Origin of the sequence: Actinopolyspora lacussalsi (genome assembly GCA_030803735.1) — a bacterium.
In the GTDB taxonomy this organism is placed as follows: Bacteria; Actinomycetota; Actinomycetes; order Mycobacteriales; family Pseudonocardiaceae; genus Actinopolyspora; species Actinopolyspora lacussalsi.
On sequence record JAURUC010000001.1, the window covers coordinates 4,207,875 to 4,226,617 of the forward strand.

19 protein-coding genes are annotated in these 18,743 nt (G+C 68.1%); 11 read left to right on the plus strand and 8 right to left on the minus strand.

What is annotated here, in order from left to right:
- The first annotated feature begins 111 nt into the window (after window positions 1–111).
- From J2S53_RS18705 to J2S53_RS18725, 5 genes are all read left to right on the plus strand, one after another.
- The gene (locus J2S53_RS18705) at window positions 112–768 is read left to right on the plus strand and encodes an AIM24 family protein (RefSeq protein WP_456242070.1); all 657 of its coding nucleotides are present in this window, start codon (window positions 112–114) and stop codon (window positions 766–768) included.
- Window positions 769–1,024: 256 nt separating this feature from the next.
- Window positions 1,025–1,228 carry a cold-shock protein gene (locus J2S53_RS18710; RefSeq protein ID WP_456242071.1) on the plus strand — a complete coding sequence of 68 codons (204 nt, stop codon included), beginning with the start codon at window positions 1,025–1,027 and terminating at the stop codon, window positions 1,226–1,228.
- 394 nt (window positions 1,229–1,622) lie between these two features.
- Entirely contained in the window at window positions 1,623–2,924 is a 1,302-nt protein-coding gene (locus tag J2S53_RS18715; RefSeq protein WP_456242072.1) for a serine/threonine protein kinase, read from the plus strand.
- A gap of 339 nt (window positions 2,925–3,263) precedes the next feature.
- Entirely contained in the window at window positions 3,264–4,916 is a 1,653-nt protein-coding gene (gene groL / locus J2S53_RS18720; RefSeq protein ID WP_092974995.1) for a chaperonin GroEL, read from the plus strand.
- Window positions 4,917–5,314: 398 nt separating this feature from the next.
- Entirely contained in the window at window positions 5,315–7,363 is a 2,049-nt protein-coding gene (locus J2S53_RS18725; RefSeq protein WP_456242073.1) for a beta-N-acetylhexosaminidase family protein, read from the plus strand.
- Between the two features lie 34 nt (window positions 7,364–7,397).
- Here J2S53_RS18725 and J2S53_RS18730 read toward each other — a convergent pair whose 3' ends face one another.
- Together J2S53_RS18730 and J2S53_RS18735 are read right to left on the minus strand one after the other, a co-directional pair.
- Complete coding sequence (locus J2S53_RS18730) at window positions 7,398–7,652, minus strand: PspC domain-containing protein (RefSeq protein ID WP_456242074.1); 255 nt, start codon at window positions 7,650–7,652, stop codon at window positions 7,398–7,400.
- Window positions 7,653–7,819: 167 nt separating this feature from the next.
- Window positions 7,820–8,377 (minus strand): suppressor of fused domain protein, encoded by a 558-nt coding sequence (locus J2S53_RS18735; protein ID WP_092927795.1) that lies wholly within the window; start codon window positions 8,375–8,377, stop codon window positions 7,820–7,822.
- Window positions 8,378–8,586: 209 nt separating this feature from the next.
- On the opposite strand from J2S53_RS18735, the gene J2S53_RS18740 reads away from it, so the two are divergent.
- The 3 genes from J2S53_RS18740 (at window position 8,587) to J2S53_RS18750 (ending at window position 10,299) form a co-directional block, all read left to right on the plus strand.
- Window positions 8,587–9,459: an AAA family ATPase gene (locus J2S53_RS18740; protein WP_456242075.1), complete on the plus strand. Its 873-nt coding sequence runs from the start codon at window positions 8,587–8,589 to the stop codon at window positions 9,457–9,459.
- 250 nt (window positions 9,460–9,709) lie between these two features.
- Window positions 9,710–9,913, plus strand: a complete 204-nt coding sequence (locus J2S53_RS18745) for a cold-shock protein (RefSeq protein ID WP_092974098.1) — start codon at window positions 9,710–9,712, stop codon at window positions 9,911–9,913.
- 209 nt (window positions 9,914–10,122) lie between these two features.
- Window positions 10,123–10,299 (plus strand): hypothetical protein, encoded by a 177-nt coding sequence (locus J2S53_RS18750; protein ID WP_165400754.1) that lies wholly within the window; start codon window positions 10,123–10,125, stop codon window positions 10,297–10,299.
- 451 nt (window positions 10,300–10,750) lie between these two features.
- Here J2S53_RS18750 and J2S53_RS18755 read toward each other — a convergent pair whose 3' ends face one another.
- The 5 genes from J2S53_RS18755 to J2S53_RS18775 all read right to left on the minus strand — a co-directional run bounded on the left by J2S53_RS18755 (window position 10,751) and on the right by J2S53_RS18775 (window position 14,170).
- Complete coding sequence (locus J2S53_RS18755; RefSeq protein WP_456242076.1) at window positions 10,751–10,936, minus strand: hypothetical protein; 186 nt, start codon at window positions 10,934–10,936, stop codon at window positions 10,751–10,753.
- Between the two features lie 367 nt (window positions 10,937–11,303).
- Window positions 11,304–12,017 (minus strand): hypothetical protein, encoded by a 714-nt coding sequence (locus tag J2S53_RS18760; protein WP_456242077.1) that lies wholly within the window; start codon window positions 12,015–12,017, stop codon window positions 11,304–11,306.
- Complete coding sequence (locus J2S53_RS18765) at window positions 12,014–12,214, minus strand: hypothetical protein (protein ID WP_456242078.1); 201 nt, start codon at window positions 12,212–12,214, stop codon at window positions 12,014–12,016. The genes J2S53_RS18760 and J2S53_RS18765 overlap by 4 nt, the downstream gene beginning before the upstream one ends.
- Window positions 12,215–12,419: 205 nt before the next feature.
- Window positions 12,420–12,674: a hypothetical protein gene (locus J2S53_RS18770; RefSeq protein WP_456242079.1), complete on the minus strand. Its 255-nt coding sequence runs from the start codon at window positions 12,672–12,674 to the stop codon at window positions 12,420–12,422.
- A gap of 209 nt (window positions 12,675–12,883) precedes the next feature.
- Window positions 12,884–14,170, minus strand: coding sequence for an SGNH/GDSL hydrolase family protein (locus tag J2S53_RS18775; RefSeq protein WP_456242080.1), 1,287 nt, complete (start codon window positions 14,168–14,170; stop codon window positions 12,884–12,886).
- Window positions 14,171–14,666: 496 nt separating this feature from the next.
- Between J2S53_RS18775 and purU the strand changes: the two genes are divergently transcribed.
- The 3 genes from purU (at window position 14,667) to J2S53_RS18790 (ending at window position 17,922) form a co-directional block, all read left to right on the plus strand.
- A complete protein-coding gene (purU, locus tag J2S53_RS18780) occupies window positions 14,667–15,527 on the plus strand; it encodes a formyltetrahydrofolate deformylase (protein WP_175529984.1) in 861 nt (286 codons plus the stop codon).
- Between the two features lie 84 nt (window positions 15,528–15,611).
- Window positions 15,612–16,778 carry a vWA domain-containing protein gene (locus tag J2S53_RS18785; RefSeq protein ID WP_456242081.1) on the plus strand — a complete coding sequence of 389 codons (1,167 nt, stop codon included), beginning with the start codon at window positions 15,612–15,614 and terminating at the stop codon, window positions 16,776–16,778.
- Window positions 16,771–17,922, plus strand: coding sequence for an XdhC family protein (locus J2S53_RS18790; RefSeq protein WP_456242082.1), 1,152 nt, complete (start codon window positions 16,771–16,773; stop codon window positions 17,920–17,922). The genes J2S53_RS18785 and J2S53_RS18790 overlap by 8 nt, the downstream gene beginning before the upstream one ends.
- Window positions 17,923–18,008: 86 nt before the next feature.
- On the opposite strand, the gene lexA is transcribed toward J2S53_RS18790, so the two are convergent.
- Window positions 18,009–18,662: a transcriptional repressor LexA gene (gene lexA, locus J2S53_RS18795; protein WP_092974116.1), complete on the minus strand. Its 654-nt coding sequence runs from the start codon at window positions 18,660–18,662 to the stop codon at window positions 18,009–18,011.
- Between the last annotated feature and the right edge of the window lie 81 nt (window positions 18,663–18,743).

Consider the following 18,743-nt stretch of genomic DNA (forward strand, 5'->3'; position numbering starts at 1 on the left):
TCCAGAGGTGTGCTCGTCGTGGCGTCCGTCCGTGGGGAGTGGTGCGCATGGCAGACTTCGACGGGGTGATCGTGCTCGGCGAAGTGTCGTGCCGCGGCTGGGGAGGTGATCGTGCAGGTTCGTTCCCGTCATCAGTCCTCGTTCGGCGTGGCCCGTCTCGTGCTCGGCGCGGGAGAAGTGGCGCGTGCCGGATGCGAGGCGATGGCCACCAGTTACGGGGTGACGAGTACCCGTGCCGCGCGCCGAGGGGGTTTCAGGGCGCTGGTGGGTGACTCGATCCCCGAGTCCGCTTACTCGGCCGGGCCGCAGGGTGGGTGGGTCGATGTGGCACCCAGCTTTCCCGGCGACGTGCACACCATAGAGCTGGACGGCAACAACGACTGGTGCATCGCGCGGGAATCCTGGTTGGCAGCGGCGGGAACGGTGCGACTGGACACCCGATGGCAGGGTTTCCAACCCCTGTTCGGCGGACGACCCGGGTTTCTCGCGCACGCCACCGGACAGGGACAGCTGGTGCTGGCCTGCTGCGGTGCGCTGGACGTGCACGATCTGCGGGCCGGTGAGTTCGTGACGATCGACACCGGACATCTGGTGGCCTATGTGGACACCGTGCAGTCCCGCCTGCGGCAATTCGAACCCGGCCGCGCACAATCCCTGCGTACCGGGGCGGGACTGGTTTTCGATTTCGCCGGTCCGGGGCGGGTGGTGACCCAGACCCGCAATCCGCGCAGATTGTCCTCCTGGCTGCACTCGGCGAGCGGGCACTGATTCCGGGAACACGTTCGTGGTCGATCTTTCGGGGGAAGTCACGGTGATGCGTGGTCCCGCACGCGAACTCCTCGGATTCCCGCCGGGAATTCCCGTGTCGAACGCCGTGATCCGGTGGTTCCCGACGGGACTTTCCTCGGAAAAGATCACCTGAATCGGTCCGGTCGAGATCGCGACTTCCACCGACTCATGCGGTAGCGTAGCGCTTGCTACATCGGCGCCCAGGCGTCGCGCATCATATTTCAAGGAGGACACCGTGGCGATCGGCACGGTCAAGTGGTTCAACTCCGAAAAAGGCTACGGATTCATCGCCACCGACAACGGGTCGGATGTCTTCGTGCACTACACGGCGATCGAGATGGACGGATTCCGCACCCTCGACGAGGGGGACCGCGTCGAGTACGAGGTGAAGCCCGGACGGGACGGGCGGAGTCAGGCGGACGGTGTCCACAAGATTTAACCGGACTGTGTGGCCTCTTTTGTCGTAAGTGGTTCTGTGGCGGAACCTCGTGCACGGCTCTCGCTCCGGGAGGCCCGACATCGGGTAGCCACCTACACCACGTCGGGCCTTCCTCACGAGAGCCGCACCGGAGAACCCGCGACGGTGCCGAATGCGATGGTGGCCGGAGCTCTGCCTGCGGGCGTGGTGGGAGCTCGGCCGGCGGGAGTTGGCGGAGGGACGGCCTCACACCACCCTGCTGGCGCGGCGATTTCGCGAGAAATTGACGCCGCGCCGACGGCGAGCCGCCGCACCCGTTCGAGAGTGGGCGGTGGCCGCGGGAACTGCTCCACTCGGATGGTGTGACGGCCGCACCGGCGGACGTTGATGCGTCCGGAACGTTAGGCTGATCGGCGTGTCGGAAGACCTCACCGGGCGCCGTCTCGGCCACTACAAGATCGATGGAGTTCTCGGTCGCGGTGGCATGAGTGTCATGTACCGCGCCACCGATGTCCGCCTGGGGCGCAAGGTCGCCCTGAAGGTGATGGGTGAGCACATCACCGGGGACGGTGAGTTCCGTGAACGTTTCGTGGACGAGGCGCGCAACACCTCGGCCATCGACCACGCCAACATCGTTCCGCTCTACGACTTCGGTGAAGTCGACGGGATGCTCTACATCGCGATGCGGCTGGTCGACGGCTCCGACCTCGCCAGCCTCATCTCGGAAGGGCCGATAGCCCCGAACCGCGCGGTCGAACTGCTGGGGCAGGTGGCCGAGGCGCTCGACACCCTGCACGAACAGGGTCTGGTGCACCTCGATCTCAAACCGGCCAACGTGCTGGTCACCTCCAGGGAGGCGTCGCACGAGCACGTCTACCTGGCCGACTTCGGGCTCACCAGGCGCGGCGCCACCGGGCATCGGACGAGCACCGGTGATTTCCTCGGATCGCCCACCTACGCGGCACCGGAGCATCTGCGCGGCGAGTCCGTCGACGGCAGGACCGACCTCTACGCGCTGGCGTGCATGCTGTTCGCCTGTCTGACCGGCGGTGCTCCCTACAAGGGCGAGGTGCAGGAGATCATCCAGGGGCATCTCCAGCTGGATCCTCCCCGGGTCACTTCCCGCGTGGCGCTGCCTCCCGCGATCGACGACGTGCTGCGCCGGGGGATGGGCAAGACGCCCGAGCAACGCTACGGCAACTGCAAGGAGCTCGTCGCCGCGACCAGGAACGCGTTGAGCCCGTTGGGGAAGCAGGGCGACCAACCGCCGCGTCCGGCCTTTCCGGAGGCGGCACCCTCGGCCTCGCAACCACCACCTTCCGGCCCGCACCCCATGTCCTCCGGACCGGTTCCACCTCCGCCCCACTCGCAGCCCCCTCCGCAGTCGCAGCCCCAGCCGACGGCACCGCCCGGTACGCCTCCCGGCGGAATGCCACCTCCCGGTCCTCCTTCCGGCGCCGCGGGCGGCCCGGGGGCACCCGTCGCTCCGGGGACGACACCTGGTGGACCGCCGCCCGTCGGTGGCCCCAGGCAGCCGATGCCTCCCGGACCCCCGCAGCAGGGGCCGGGTGAACCGGTGCGGTTGCGCCCGCCGATGCCCGCGCAGTCGGCGTCCTTCGCCAAGAAGTCGGACAGCACCGCCCGCTGGCTGGTTCCGGTGCTGGCGATATCGGTGTTCACCGTGATCGTGGTGATTTTAATCATCGCGTTCGGCTAGTACTCGCCGGTCGTCGCTGTTCGCGGCGGCTGCGCTTCGTCGGGAACCGGCCTCGCGGCCCCGGGAGCACTGGGTGCTTCCCGGCTTCCCGGCGCGGCCCGCGCCGGACATTTTCCCCGAAAGCGTTCCACCCACTGGCTTGCACTCGTTGCTGGTGAGTGCTAAACACGATACTGGCACTCAGTAGGGGTGAGTGCCAGGTCGGGACGGTGAGGCCGTAGCCGCGCATTCGCGTGGTGACCGGTCGTCCGTCGCGGGCACCGAGCCTGGCCGAGCACGAGTCCTGCCGTGGAATCCGCTGATCCCACGGCGTCCAAAAAGCTGGAGGACCACACCGCAATGGCCAAGATGATCGCGTTCGACGAGGACGCCCGCCGCGGTCTTGAGCGCGGCATGAATTCCCTCGCCGACGCCGTCAAGGTGACGCTCGGCCCCAAGGGCCGCAACGTCGTGCTCGAAAAGAAGTGGGGCGCGCCGACCATCACCAACGACGGCGTCTCCATCGCCAAGGAGATCGAGCTCGAGGACCCCTGGGAGAAGATCGGGGCCGAGCTGGTCAAGGAGGTCGCCAAGAAGACCGACGACGTCGCCGGTGACGGCACCACCACCGCCACCGTCCTGGCCCAGGCGCTGGTGCGCGAGGGCCTGCGCAACGTCGCGGCGGGTGCCAGCCCCACCGCTCTGAAGCGGGGCATCGAGAAGGCCACCGAGGCCGTCGCCGAGCAGCTGCTCAAGAACGCCACGGAGATCGAGACCAAGGAGCAGATCGCCGCGACCGCCGCGATCTCGGCAGGCGACTCCCAGATCGGCGAGCTCATCGCGGAGGCGATGGACAAGGTCGGCAAGGAAGGCGTCATCACCGTCGAGGAGAGCAACACCTTCGGGCTCGAGCTGGAGCTCACCGAGGGCATGCGCTTCGACAAGGGCTACGTCTCGCCCTACTTCGTGACCGACCAGGAGCGGATGGAGGCGTCGCTGGACGACCCCTACATCCTGCTGCTGAGCTCGAAGATCTCCAACATCAAGGATCTTCTCCCGCTGCTGGAGAAGGTCATGCAGTCCAACAAGCCGCTGCTGATCATCGCCGAGGACATCGAGGGTGAGGCGCTGCCGACCCTGATCGTCAACAACATGCGCGGCACCTTCAAGTCCGTGGCCGTGAAGGCACCGGGATTCGGCGACCGCCGCAAGGCGATGCTGCAGGACATGGCCATCCTGACCGGTGGCCAGGTCATCAGCGAGGAGGTCGGCCTCAAGCTGGACAGTGCCGACCTGTCCATGCTGGGTCGTGCCCGCAAGGTCGTGGTCAGCAAGGACGAGACCACCATCATCGACGGTGTCGGTGACGACGAGCAGATCTCCGGCAGGGTCAACGAGATCCGTGCCGAGATCGAGCGCTCGGACTCCGACTACGACCGCGAGAAGCTGCAGGAGCGGCTGGCCAAGCTGGCCGGCGGTGTCGCCGTCATCAAGGCCGGTGCCGCCACGGAGGTCGAGCTCAAGGAGCGCAAGCACCGCATCGAGGACGCGGTGCGCAACGCCAAGGCCGCCGTGGAGGAGGGCGTTCTCGCCGGCGGTGGTGTGGCGCTGCTGCAGGCCGCCGTTTCCGCCTTCGACAACCTCAAGCTGGAGGGCGACGAGGCGACCGGTGCCAACAGCGTCCGTACCGCTGTCGAGGGCCCGCTCAAGCAGATCGCGGTCAACTCCGGTCTCGAGGGCGGCGTCGTGGTCGAGAAGGTCAAGGGGCTCTCCCCCGGACACGGCCTCAACGCGGCCACCGGCGAGTACGAGGACCTGATCCAGGCAGGCGTCATCGACCCGGCGAAGGTGACTCGTTCCGCCGTGCAGAACGCTTCCTCGATCGCCGGTCTGTTCCTGACGACCGAGGCCGTTGTCGCCGACAAGCCGGAGAAGAACGGCGGCGGCGATGCCGGCGGCGGTGACCCGACCGGCGGCATGGGCGGCATGGGTGGCATGGGCGGCATGATGTGACGTCCGGTTAGGACGTTCTCGCCGCTGTCGCCGTCGTCGGCGGCGACGGCCACCGGCACCATCCGAGCATGTGCCTTACGGAGGGCCGTTCCCGAAGGGGAGCGGCCCTCCGTTGTGTCCGGCGGGGAATCGCCGCCCCGTTCAGCTGATCCGAGTGCGCTGCTGGTCCGGCCGCTCGGAGAGGGACGAGCCGCGTCAGACGGGCCGACTTGACGTTGACAGCTCGATCGGGTGAGTAGCTCTCACACTTCCGGGGGATTAACGGTGCGCCGCACGTCCTCCGAAACGGGCCACCGGTTAGAACCCGACCAGGGCATCATGATTCACTCTGTGCTGCCGCTCCACGGTTTCCGACGAGGGTGGCCGCAGTGTTCCTTCCCCGAATCAGAGGAGGCGCCGTGAACCGCTTCCGGCGAACTTCCCGCCGTTCGGCGGTGCTGGCGTCGTTGGCGTGCGTGCTCGCTCTCCTGCTGGCGGGCTGCACCGGCGATCAGCCTCCCGATTCGGGCGAGACCGACCGCTCCGGGACGGGCACGGCCGCTCCGTCACCCGGTGGCGGCGAACTTCCCGAAGTGGTGCCGCGGCCGACCAGCATAATTCCCAACGGTGGGGACGTGCGCGTGTCGGGCAAGGTCGCCCTGGTCACCGATCCCACTGTGGAGCCGTGGACCCGCAGCCTGGCGGTGCGGGTGCTGCGCGCAATCGGTGCCGAGGAAGTCGTCGTGCGGGAGCCCGGTCGCTCCATCGATGACTCCGACCTGCGGGTTCGACTGGGAAGCCGTTGGTCGCCCACGGTACGCAAGACCTTTCAGGACACCGAGCTGGACTTCCCGGACGGGGACGAGAAGCTGGCATCCGAGAGTTACGCGATATCGGTGCGCGACGGTCAGAACCCGGCCATCGCGCTCGGCGGCATAGACCCCGCGGGCGCCTACTACGCCGTGCAGACGCTGCGGCAGCTCGCCACACCCGGGCGGGTCGCGGGGGTCGCTGTTCTCGACGAGCCGGAGATGTCCACTCGTGGAGTGATCGAAGGCTTCTACGGCAGTCCGTGGACCCATGCCGAGCGGATGGACCAGCTCGCGTTCTACGGTTCCGTCAAGCTGAACAGCTACGTCTACGCACCGAAGGACGACCCGTATCACCGCGACCGCTGGCGCGATCCCTACCCGGCCGACCGCTTGCGGCGGTTGCGTGATCTGCAGCAGCAGGCCACGCAGCACCACGTCAAATTCACGTTCGCGCTCTCGCCCGGCAAGTCGATCTGCTTCTCCGATCCGGACGACTGGCGTGCGCTGACGGACAAACTCCAGTCGTTGTACGACATCGGTATCCGCAGCTTCTCGGTACCGTTCGACGACATCGACTACGCCGAGTGGAACTGCGAGGCGGACCGCGCCGAGTACGGTGCGCCCTCCGCACGTGCGGCGGGGATGGCGCAGGCACGGCTGCTCAATAGGTTGCAGCGTGAGTTCCTCGACGCTCACGTCGGGACGATGCCGCTGCAGACGGTGCCGACCGAGTACTCCGACACCGACAACTCACCGTACAAAACCGCGATTCGACAGCGGTTGGATCCCGCGGTCGAGGTGATGTGGACCGGTGAGGGAGTGATCCCGGAAGACATCACCGTCGACGACGCGGCCTCGGCCGAGCAGGTGTGGGGCAGGAAAACGCTGCTCTGGGACAACTATCCGGTCAACGACTATGACGCCACCGAGGGACTGATGATGCTCGGCCCCTACGCCGAACGGCAACCGGGGCTGGGGCTGCGACTCTCCGGGCTGGTGATCAACCCGATGAACCAGGCCGCCGCGAGCAAGGTGGTCGAGATCTCGGCGGCGGACTTCGCGTGGAACAGCACCGACTTCGACGAGCGACGGGCCTGGCACGAGGCCGCCGAGTATCTGGCCGGTGATCGTTTCCGGGGTGACGAACAGCGCTTTTCCCCGGACAGCGGGACGGTCAACGCCTTGATGGTCTTCTTCGACCTCAACCACACCGCTGTGCTGCCGGACGGTGAGCCGTGGCTGGAGCCCGCACCGGAGTTGCGGCGTCGACTGGACGAGTTCCGCGAGGCGTGGAACGGCGACGCCTCGAACCGGCAGGGGGCGGTTTCCGAGCTGCGTGGTTACGCGCGCTCGATCGCCGAGGCCCCCGAGAAGATCCGCAAGGGCACCCCGGAGGATTTCGTCTCCGATGTACGGCCCTGGTTGCGGGCCACTGATCTCTGGGGCGATGCCCTGCTGGCCACACTGGACGGACTGTCCGCGCGGGCGTCGGGGGATTCGGCGACCGCTTCCGAGGAATTCCGCCGGGCCGCGGAGCTGGCCGCCCGCGCGGGTTCGGTGCGTACCGTCGAGGGCGAGACGCTGCCGCAGGGGCCGGTGCGCCTCGCGGACGGTGTGCTCGACGACTTCGTCCGCCAAGCCCCCGACATGCGGTGAGCTTCCGAACGGAACGTGGTTCGGTTCCGGAGTCTCACGCCTCCGGGACTATCAGCCAGCAGGCCAGATAGATCAGCAGTCCGGTGCCGAATCCCACCAGCGTGGCGGCGACCAGCAGGATGCGCACGATCGTGGCGTCGATGCCGAACAGTTCCGCGGCGCCGCCGCAGACGCCCGCGATCATTCGTTCGTCGCGGCTGCGGCGGAAGCGGTGCTCGCGGTGCTGCCCCGTCGAGTCCCGCTCTCCCGTGCCGGTTGGCGGTTGTCCGAGCTGTTCCTGGTTAGTCATGACTTCAGTGAACCCGCCCGAGCGGCGCGACGACTCCGGGAAGTGCCCTGACCCGTCCCGTAGTCCCGAGGGAGCTACCCCGAGAGACACCCCGGCGATTTCGCGGGTGGGGTCAGGTGGTGAGTCGTGTCGACCGCGGGCACACCCGGCCCGGCTCCGCCGCGCCCCTAGGCCACCGGGGGGCGAAATATGTCCAGCAGATCGGTCTCCCGCTCCTGCCAGCGGTCGTAGAGCACGTCGCTGCCGTAACGCGCCACCAGCTGGCTCTCTCCCCGGGAGATCGGCAGCAGGGTGATCAGGCGCAGCACGGCCTCGCCCGAACTGTCGCGGACCACGTCGAAGTCCTCGCCCAGGTAGGGGTGCGGGGCCGCCAGGGCTCCGCTGATCGAGGTGTCCGGCAGCAGTGCGCGATCGTTCATGATGAGCGCCCCCGGACCCACGCGGCTGTTCGACTCCTCGAGCAGCTCCGCGACGACACCGGTGAGGTGCCGCGCGTACAGCTCCTGTCCGTTGTGCAGGGTGCAGACCAGCTCGTGCGGCAGCGGGGCGCCGGCGGTACGCGAACGCAGCCCGCTGGTCAGCACCGAGACGTGCCCGCCGTGCGGCGGATCGCAGTACACTAGGTGGTATCCCCGCTCCCGTGAGCCCGCCTCCGGGCTGTCCGCTCCGCGGATCCTGCCGAGGTAGTGCTCGACATGCGCGGGGAATTCACTGAACCGGCTCAAGATCCACCTCGGCTGTAGTTCGTTCCGCCACGTCAAGTATGCCCCCCGCTGATCCGTGGCGGTTCCTCCTTCGCGATTCCGCTCGCGGATCACGACCTCCGCTCGGCATATCGTGCTCGCCCGGACGGTGTTTCACCGGCGAGTACGTGTTCCGGGAAGTGGGCACGCACCGGAATCGTATGGACACCGAAAGTCCTAGAATCAGTGGGATGAACTCTCCGGAGGACGTTTCGGCGGCGCTGCGCGGTACCGGCTACCTGCCCGACGAGGGCATAGCCACTGCCGCCTTTCTCGCGGGCAGGATGCACCGGCCGCTGTTGTGCGAGGGCGAACCGGGTACCGGTAAGACGGCGCTGGCCCACGCGCTCTCGGCCGCTCACGGGGTCGAGCTGATCCGATTGCAGTGTCACGAGGGGATCGACGCTTCCCAGGCACTGTACGAATGGGACTTTCCCAGGCAGCTGTTGCACCTGCGCACGCTGGAGGCAGCCGCCGATGGCGGCCTCGACGCGGAGGCGGCCGAGGCGTCGCTTTACACCTCGCGGTTCCTGCTGGCCCGTCCGCTGTTGCGAGCACTGCGCGAGACCCCCTGCGTGCTGCTGGTGGACGAGATAGATCGTGCCGACGACGAGTTCGAGGCGTTCCTGCTGGAGATCCTTTCGGACTACACGGTGACCATCCCCGAGTTCGGTGTGGTGGCCGCGGCGGAGCCGCCGCTGGTGGTGTTGACCTCCAACCGAACCCGCGAGATCCACGACGCCCTGAAGCGGCGCTGCCTCTACCACTGGTTGGAGCACCCCGATCCGGATCGCGAGGTGAGCATTCTGCGCAGCAGGGTCCCCGAACTGGACCGGCGGCTGGCCGAACAGGTGGCCGGTGCGGTGCGCCGGATGCGTTCGCTCGAACTGCTCAAGCCGCCGGGCGTGGCGGAGTCCATCGACTGGGCGAGTGCGCTGCTCGCGCTCGGCAGGACCGAGCTGGACACCGAGACGGCCGCCCGGACACTCGGCGCGGTGCTGAAGTACCGCGAGGACGCCCAACGCGTGCACGCCGCGGGTGGGCTGCTCGACTTCGACTCCTGACGCTCTGACCAGCGGTTCGGCGATTTCGTGGGAAGTTGATGCCTGGCCTAGGCAGCACCGGCCGGGTGTGTGTATACTGTCCCTTGGTCGTCGTATTTCTGGGTCCGTGTTTGTGCACGCTCGCAGGATGTTGATGCGGGCGAGCTGCTGTCTTTGGTTGTAGCTGGAGTAGTTGCCGTCTGAGATCTTCCGGCCCGGGTGTTCGCGAGGTGCGTTCACCCGTCATACCAGCTCCCGTAAGGAGACAGACATGGCACAGGGAACCGTGAAGTGGTTCAACTCGGAAAAGGGCTTCGGCTTCATCGCCCCCGACGAGGGCGGGCCGGACATCTTCGTGCACTACTCGGCGATTGACGCCTCGGGTTTCCGTACCCTGGAGGAGAACCAGCAGGTGGACTACGAGGCCAGCCAGGGCAGCAAGGGCCCGCAGGCCGACGTGGTTCGCGTGCTCTGAGTCTTTTCGCAGAGCTTTTTCCGGTGGCTCCTCATCCGCTCGGATGGGGAGCCACCGGCTTTTCGGGTGATCGACTGCACCCGCCACCTCTCGCAGGCCACCCGGTCGTTCGGTACTTCGTCCGAGTGGTTCCAAGGAGCACTATCAGTACTACGAAACCCTCGCGTCACGCTCGGCCCCAGAGCCATGGCAAGACGGGCAACCATCCGGTGCCGTCGTCCCGCGGACGCGTCCCCATTCCCGAGACCGTCAGCACGGTCCAGTTCATCGAACCGGCGCACACCCGGGAGCTGCCCGAGCAGTACTCCCCGGTCGCCGATCACAGCGACGCCGCCATGCGCGGACTGCGCACTCCGTTCGACACCGATCCCTTCCGGGAACCCTGAACGGCACGATGCCTCCCCGGGCTCGTGGGGCGGATTCCGACACCGTTGCCGATATCGCCAGTGGTGCGTGAAGCGAGTTCTTTTCCGAGATCGGCGGTCCTCCCACTGCACGTCGAGCTCGACCGTTCATGCGGGTTACCTGTCGCACAGTTCCCGCATCGTGCGTTTTCAAGCCCCGGAAGTGGTTGGTTCCGGCTGTGCCGGATTTCGGGGCTGGCGCCCATTACTGCAGAGGTATCCCGGGTGGAGTCGCACCGTCCACTTGACGGAGGCGATGGCGGTGCTCGATCCGGCGATTTCGCGAGAAATTGACGCGCGGCCGGTGGCGAAAACGAGATCTGTGCTCGCAGTGGTCCACGTTCACCGATGCGGTGAGTCCGACCTGGTTCGACTGATCGCACAGCGCGGCACAGCGCCTTCGGACGCGTCCGAAGGCGCTGCTCATGTGCGCTCACCGTTGTCGTGAGCGAGGGAGCAATCCCTTCGCGTCGAACACGGTGGTCACCGTGGCCAGCAGCAGCATGCTCAAGGCCACCCACGCCACTCGCTCGATCACGCCGACCAGCTGCAGTACGCCCAGTGTGACCACCAGGCAGCATGCCCCGAGCACGATCGCCAGCGCCCGCGTCGGTGTCATGTGTGGCTCCCGCGCCGACCGCGGTAACCATCCCACCAGCCGTTACCAGACCACCGGTGACCCTGTTGCCCGGGTAGGAGTGAGGTCGACTCTCCCCGCGCGGTTGTTGGCAACGGTTTCCCCCTGTCGTTCGGAAGCCGCGGTCGACATCGGTGTTCCCCAGCGGCTACGGGCAAGATCGAAGTCGAACGTGCCAGAGCGCTTCGGCGCTGTGGGGGACGGCGAGTAACTCAGCCACTTTCGTGTGACGCGTGTAGGCGTGCGGAGACAGCGGTGAGGGTGTCGATTTCTCGTGAAATCGACGCCGTCCCGCTGCCCTGCCGCATCCCGTCGACCCACTACGCCCGTCGCGTGGGAGGGCTGTCACTCACAGCCGGGGCTGGTCGCGCAGGTCGAACATCCGCAGACAGAACGGGTCGGGAGTCAGCTCGTGCGGGCTCCACGCGTCGGGCACGCCGCGATCCAGGCGGTCCATGAGGTCGGGCACGGAATCGGAGCCGTGCGCGACATCGACGTCGACACCGAGTGTTCCGGCCTCGGTGGGGGAGTCGAGGTAGAGTCTCGCCCACTGCGTCTCGTCGTCGAGCAGCCACGCGAACCCGGCAAGCCGGGTCGTACCGTCGGGCGGCAGCGGTGCCGGGCCTCGGAACGCGGCGGTGAGCAGGGTGCCGCGCAGCGCGTCCTGGAACATGTCCAGTGGAGGGTCGTCGAGGAACTCGCCGCTGTCGTGCACGGCCATTCCGTGCAGTTCCCCCACGGTGTCGAGTCGGTCGAACCTCCCCCTGTCATGCCTGCGCAGCGATTCCGAGCGCCGCAGCACCAGCAGCACGTCCTCGAAACCGCGCGGACGACCGTCCGATCGCGACAGTGGTATCCGCAGTGCGTACTGCTCGATCAGCTGGTTCCACGGCGCCACCCCCACCCAGAGCGCGTCCGGCTCGGGGCGCACGACCGCTCGAACAGTGGCGCTGGACCCCGGCGAGATCCCCATGGCGAGAGCGGCGAGGTCGCGGACCAGCGCCGCGTATGCGTGGTCGGCTTCCGAGCCGGTGGGGTTCGTGTCCGTCGTCGAAGGCGTCATCGGCTCTTCTGGACGCTCAACCAGAGCGTCAGGAAACAGAAACCGAACACCAGGAACGGGCCTATGACGGTCGCGTAATTTCGCGGAGTGAGAATGTGCAGAATTACCATCGCGATCGCCACGCCGAAAAAGAGGAAAGCCGCCGCGCTGGACCAGATCCTGGTTGACTTCTCGGAATTTCCCGTCGGGTCGGCCACGGTGGGTCAGTGTAGCAGCGAGATCGCCGTGGAACACCGCGTGCCGTGCCGGAGGTGAATTGATTCGGTCCTCGGCAGCGGGACGCGGTTCCCATCGCTTTTCCGGAGGCCGGCACAACGAATTCATAACGCGGTGGAAACCGCGACGGTGCCGGGCGGCGATCCCGGCGAGACCGCCGTGTTTCGGGCGTGTTCTTCGGTCCGGCTATTCCGCTGTGGTCCCTTCCGGATCGAGCACGGTTTTCCAGGACGCCTCCTGCGGCTCGGTCATTCCCCCGATCACGAACTCGCCGTCCTCGTTGAAGATCGGTCCTCCCGCCTGGGCGGTAGCCGCGGCCTGCGCGAGCGTGGCGTGCGCCTGGGCATAGGCCACGTAGGTACGTTCCTTCTCCTGGTCGTGCTGCTCCGGTGCTTCGGCCAGCAGGCGTTGCGCGGTCTTGAAGTGTTCGGGCCCAGTCATACCGGCAACCCTGCCAGACCGGGATCCGGCCTCATGCGGGTGTGTAAAACGTGCTCCGGAAGCCCCTGGGGCTTCGTCGTCGACGAGCTGCCGTTGCCCGGGCGGGCTCGGCGATGCCCGACGGCGCGCCACCGGACGGGGCCGTACGGCAGCGAGCGTCGGTTCCGACGGGCGAGCCCACCCGACGGCCGAGTGCGGCGGAACGTCGGTCAGTACAGTTCCCGTATTTCGACGGCCCGGGCCATCGCCGCCAGTCCGGCGTCGTTCGGATGCACGTGGTCACCCGTGTCGTAGCGAGGTGCCAACCTGCTCGGATGCCCCGGATCCCGCACCGCGGCGTCGAAGTCCACCACGGCGTCGAACGCTCCGGATTCGCGGATCCACTCGTTGACGGCCCGCCGGTCGGACTCGCCCGCGGCGTTGTAGCGCGGTGCGCCCTCGAAGGGTGTGATCGTCCCGCCCACGACGCGGATACCGGCCTCGTGCGCCCGGGCGATCAGTTGTTCGTAGACACCGATGAGTTCGTGCGACTCCACGGACCCGGCGCTGTGGTGGATGTCGTTGATGCCCTCCAGCAGCACAACGGTTCGCACCCCGGTCTGGGACAGGATGTCGCGTTCGAACCGTGCGATCGCCGGTTCACCGCCGAGACCGGCGTCGGTCAGCAACCGGTTCGCGCTCAGCCCCGCGTTGAGCACCCCGAGTTCGCGCGGTTCCGGTCGTTTCAGCAGCCGATCCGCGACCACGTCCGGGTAGCGGTGGTTGGCGTCGAGCGTCGAGCTCACGCCGTCGGTGATCGAGTCGCCGAAGAACACCACAGAACCGGCCGAATCGGTGCGGACGTCGACGCCGTCCAGGAAGTATCGTGCCGTGCCGATTGACTCGTAGTTCTCCCCTGAGCCGCTCGTGGCGTCGCCCGGCGCGAGGAAGGTGGTCGACCTGCCCTCGTAGTGCACCGAGGCCCGCCCGGTGGATTCGGGAAGGTGCACGCTGATGACGAGATCGCTGTTGTCGGCCACGTCCAGTTCGACCGGGTCCGAGATCCACTCCGCACCCGCCGGAACCGTGGTCGAGGACCGGCCGTCGAACGTCATCGGCACCGCGGTCGTGGGGTCGATGTTCGGGGTTCCCCGTCCGCCCCGGCGCGGGGTCACCGTCACCGCTCCCACGGGCAGCGGTTTCGTGCCGTGGACGTTCGTCAGGCGCAGCCGGAACCGGTCACCGCCCACCGACAGGTGCACGACCTGGCGCAGCGTCTGATCGTGGAAGTGCTGGGTCTCCGGGCGGTTGTCCGGCGGAGTCACGGCCGCTGCCCAGGATCCCACCCATTCCGAGTCGCCCGCGTGCGGCGGATGTCGGTGATCGGAGGCCGAGGAGGGCGTGACCAGCAGCAGGGTGGTGGCCGCTACCGCGAGGAGATACCAGAATCCCCTGCGGGGCGTCGTTCTTCCGGAACCGGTGTTGTGCGACACGACCGACCTCGGCAGCTTCGTCATGGGTTTTGAATCGTTTCAATCGAAACCTACTCCCCCGCTGCCCGAGCGGCAATACTCCGGGTGGCGGTAGCGGGGCCCGCACGTGACGCCAGTGCCCGGCGACCTCCCGCTCGAAGCGCGGCCGGGCTTCGCGCGGGGGATGCGTCAGCGCTTGAGAAACAGTCACGCTCGAGAGCCGGTTCTCCCGCTCGCGCGAGGCGGGTCGCCGCGCTGTACCGCACGAACCCCGCGATCGACACGAGCGCGAGCGTCATCGGGAAGTACGGGCTCTCCGCGGACCGCTCCGATCTCCCGCTGCCGAGCCGGGGCGGTTCCGGCACAATCCGGCACGGAAACCACCGCGCGTCCCGCCACGGCGGGTTCCAGGAGCGCGGACCGGATTGAGCTCGTGACCATATCGGACCGGACACCGAGTTCCGGCGGAGGGAAAGCCCACTTGACGACCGAACCGGCGGCTTCGCGGACCGCTACGCCCGCCTCGCCCCAGAACCACGCACTGTCGGAGAACCACGCCTCGCTGATCGTGCAGGGCGAGGACCGCACCGGCATCGTCGCCGCGGTCAGCGCGGTGTTGAGCGGGCACGGCGCGAACATCGTCTCGTTGGACCAGTACTCCGACGACCCGCAGGGTGGTGCGTTCTATCAGCGCACGGTGTTCAGTCTCGCCAACCTCAAGGCCGTGCTTCCCACGATCGAGCGGGATCTGGAAACCGAGCTGGCCGAGGGCTTCGACCTCGGTTTCACGCTGCGCGACATGTCGGTACCCAAACGCGTCGCCGTCTTCGCATCCAGGGAGGACCACTGTCTGCTCGACCTGCTGTGGCGACACCGGCGGGGCCAGTTGCCGGTGACCATCTCGATGGTCGTCTCCAACCACACCGACACCGCCGACGAAGTGCGCGCCTTCGGCATCCCGTTCGTGCACGTGCCCACGGGGGAAATGGGAAAAGCCGCCGCCGAGGCCGAACACCTGCGGCTGCTGCGGGGCAACGTGGACTTCGTCGTGCTGGCCCGGTACATGCGGATCCTGTCCGGCGACTTCATCGCGAGCCTGGGGGTGCCGATCATCAACATCCACCACTCGTTCCTGCCCGCCTTCATCGGTGCGGCCCCTTACGCCAAGGCCAAGGAACGCGGGGTCAAACTCGTCGGAGCGACCGCCCACTACGTAACCGAGGACCTCGACGAGGGACCCATCATCGAGCAGGACGTGGTGCGGGTGACCCACGCCGACACCGTCGTCGACATCCGGCGTCGTGGTGCCGACGTCGAGCGCACCGTGCTTTCCCGTGCGGTGCGGTGGCACAGCGAGGACCGCGTGATCCGCACCGACAACAGCACCATCGTCTTCGCCTGATCGAGGAGCCGGAACGGCTGAGCCGGTGCCCGAACCGGCGTCGGAACCGGGCCGTGATCGCCGCGTGAGGTGCACAATGTGGATATGCGCGAGGCGGAGCACACCCTCGAAGGGCTCGTCGGGTTCGCTCGCGCGCTGCGCCATTCCGGGATGCGGTGTGGCCCAGCGCGGGTGCGTTCCTTCCTGGACGCCACCGAGCACGTCGACTTCGCCGATCGTGATCAGCTGTACTGGGCGGGCAGGCTGACGCTGTGCTCGGACCCCGACGACCTGCCCCGCTTCGACGCGGCGTTCCACGCCTGGTTCGGCAGGCTGGTGGAGACGACCGAACTCCGGCAGGAACAGCGCAGACAGGTGCGTTCCCGTGCGCTGCCACTGGGCGGTGACGAGCCGGAGCCGGCCGAGTCGACCGAGGTCGAACAGCTCGCGGCCGCAGGTGACGTGGAAGTGCTGCACCGCCGTGACCTGGCCGAACTCGGCGAGGAGGAGCGCGCCCACCTGCGGCGGATGATCTCCTGGCTGGATCCGCGTCCGCCGCGCCGTCCCGCACTGCGTTGGCGCCGGGCGCGCGACGGGCGACTCGACCCCGGCGCGACCATGCGGGCCATGATCCGAACCGGTGGGGAACCGGTGCGCCTGGTGCGGCGGACACGCGGTGATCGGCCGCGCAAGGTCGTGCTGCTGATCGATGTCTCGGGCTCGATGAGTCCTTACGCCGACGCGTTGCTGCGTTTCGCGCACGTGGTGGTGCGGGCAGCACCGGCCAGCACGGAGGTTTTCACCCTCGGTACCAGGCTCACCCGGGTGACCAGGCAACTGCGGCAACGCGACCCGGAGTTCGCGCTGACCGCGGCCGGGCGGGCGGTACCGGACTTCTCCGGTGGTACGCGGCTGGGAAGCACGCTGCGCGCGTTCCTGGACCGGTGGGGGCAGCGCGGGGCCGCTCGGCAGGCGGTGGTGGTGCTGTTCTCGGACGGCTGGGAGCGCGGGGACACCGCCGAGCTCGCCGAGCAGATGATCAGACTGCGTAGGCTGGCACACGCGGTGCTGTGGGCCAACCCGCACGCTGGTCACGAGGGCTACGCCCCGGTGCAGTCCGGCATAGCGGCGGCGCTGCCGCATGTGGACGGGCTCGTCGCCGGGCACAGCCTCGCCGCGCTGCGTGAGCTGTGGCAACGGGTGCGAAGTTGTTCGGAGTCGGCCGCCACAGGCCGTCCCGCAGGCGATTCCGTGGAGGTGAGTGGTGCGTGACGTACTCGGTGCGCTCCGGCGGCACTGGGAGTCCGGCAGCCCCGTAGGGGTGGGCACCGTGGTGGCGACCTTTTCCTCGGCGCCGCGCGCGCCCGGCGCCGCCATGCTGGTCGACGGGGACGGCGAGGTCGCGGGCAGCGTTTCCGGAGGTTGCGTGGAAGGCGCGGTCTACGAAACGGCCGGTTCGGTGCTGGCCGGTGACCCGCCGACGCTGTCCCGCTACGGTGTCAGCGACGACGACGCGTTCGCGGTGGGACTGACCTGCGGCGGAATCATCGACGTCTTCGTGGAGCGCGTGGATCGCGAGTCCTTCCCCCGCTTCGACGAACTCGTCGACTCGGTGACGGCGGGTGAGCCGGTCGCCGTGGCGACCGTGATCGAGGCACCGGACGAGTTCCGGGTGGGCAGACGGGTCCTGGTGTGGCACGACCGTAGCGAGGGCGAGCTGGGGTCGGACCGGCTCGATGACGCGGTGGTGGACGACGCCAGGGGGATGCTGGCCACGGGCAGAACCGGGGTGTTGGAGTACGGTCCGGACGGGCAGCGGCGCGGCGAGGGGCTGCGGGTGTTCGTCAACTCCTTCGAGCCGCCACCCCGGATGCTGGTGTTCGGTGCCATCGATTTCGCGGCCGCCATGACCAGGGTGGGAGCCTTCCTGGGGTATCGGGTGACCGTGTGCGACGCCCGCCCGGTGTTCGCCACCTCCAGCAGGTTCCCGGACGCGCACGAGGTCGTGGTGGACTGGCCGCACCGCTACCTGGAGGCCGAGGCCCGGGCGGGGAGGTTGGATTCCCGCACCGCGGTGCTGGTGCTCACCCACGATCCGAAGTTCGACGTGCCGGTGCTGCGTGTCGCGCTGCGGCAGCCGTTGGCCTACGTCGGGGCCATGGGCTCGCGACGTACCCACCGCGACCGGCTCGAAAGGCTGCGTGCCGAAGGGGTGACGGACTCCGAACTGGCCGCGCTGTCCTCGCCGCTGGGGCTCGACCTGGGGGCGCGCACCCCGGAGGAGACAGCCGTGTCCATCTCGGCCGAGCTGATCGCTTCCCGGTGGGGCGGAACCGGTCAGCGACTCTCCCGGCTGGAGGGGGCCATCCACCACGAGCCGGAGATGCCCGAACGTTCCCGGTCCGCCGAGCAGTAGGAGTCGGCAGAACCTGTCGGACTCCAGTGGGCCTGCCGGGCTCGTGCGGTCCGGTCGAGTCTCACCGGGCGGCCTAGCCGCTCGGCTCAGACGCTGCGCAGCACCGATACCACGATGCCGAGGACCGCGGCGTCGTCGCCGTCGATCACTTCGTGGGCCGGGTTGCGCGGTTCGAGCAGCACGTGGCCGCCGCGGCGGCGGTAGACCTTGACCGTGGCCTCCTCGTCGAGCATCGCCGCGACGATCTGACCCGAGTGCGCCTCGGGCTGCTGGCGCACCACGACCACGTCGTCGTGATTGATCCCGGCCTCGATCATCGAGTCGCCCCTGACCCGCAGGGCGAACACGGTGCCGCGTGCGGCGAACTCCCGTGGCAGCGTGAGTACGTCGTCGACGTGCTCCTCGGCGGTGATCGGGGTGCCCGCGGCGATATCGCCGACCACCGGGACGCTCACCCGGTCGCCGCTCGGCTCCCTCGTCGGGGAGTCACCCAGGAACATGCGCACGTCGATCGGTCGCGAGACCGTGGTTCCGCGCCGCAGGAAGCCCTTCCACTCCAGGCTCGCCAGGTGCTTCGAGACCGAGGACGAGGACCGCAGCCCCACGGCGTCACCGATCTCGCGCGTGCTCGGTGAGTACCCGTGTTCCACCACCCAGTCCCGGATCGCGGCCAGGATGCGCCGCTGGCGTGGTGGCAGGGTGGAGGTGTCCGGGTGGTCGAGATCGTCGTAGGTGGTCACGGGCGTAGATGGTAGACGCGGGCCCGGCCGATTCGATCACCGGTGTGCCGGGGCGGCCGTCGGGCGGAGCATCGTCACCCT

What these genes read in the sequence shown, in the direction of transcription:
- J2S53_RS18770 (WP_456242079.1), bottom strand. Translation starts at nt 12,674, where the DNA reads ATGACTGGGCCCGAACACTTCAAGACCGCGCAACGCCTGCTGGCCGAA.
- J2S53_RS18775 (WP_456242080.1), bottom strand. Translation starts at nt 14,170, where the DNA reads ATGACGAAGCTGCCGAGGTCGGTCGTGTCGCACAACACCGGTTCCGGA.
- J2S53_RS18730 (WP_456242074.1), bottom strand. Translation starts at nt 7,652, where the DNA reads ATGACTAACCAGGAACAGCTCGGACAACCGCCAACCGGCACGGGAGAG.
- J2S53_RS18760 (WP_456242077.1), bottom strand. Translation starts at nt 12,017, where the DNA reads ATGACGCCTTCGACGACGGACACGAACCCCACCGGCTCGGAAGCCGAC.
- groL (WP_092974995.1), top strand. Translation starts at nt 3,264, where the DNA reads ATGGCCAAGATGATCGCGTTCGACGAGGACGCCCGCCGCGGTCTTGAG.
- J2S53_RS18745 (WP_092974098.1), top strand. Translation starts at nt 9,710, where the DNA reads ATGGCACAGGGAACCGTGAAGTGGTTCAACTCGGAAAAGGGCTTCGGC.
- J2S53_RS18755 (WP_456242076.1), bottom strand. Translation starts at nt 10,936, where the DNA reads ATGACACCGACGCGGGCGCTGGCGATCGTGCTCGGGGCATGCTGCCTG.
- J2S53_RS18785 (WP_456242081.1), top strand. Translation starts at nt 15,612, where the DNA reads ATGCGCGAGGCGGAGCACACCCTCGAAGGGCTCGTCGGGTTCGCTCGC.
- J2S53_RS18740 (WP_456242075.1), top strand. Translation starts at nt 8,587, where the DNA reads ATGAACTCTCCGGAGGACGTTTCGGCGGCGCTGCGCGGTACCGGCTAC.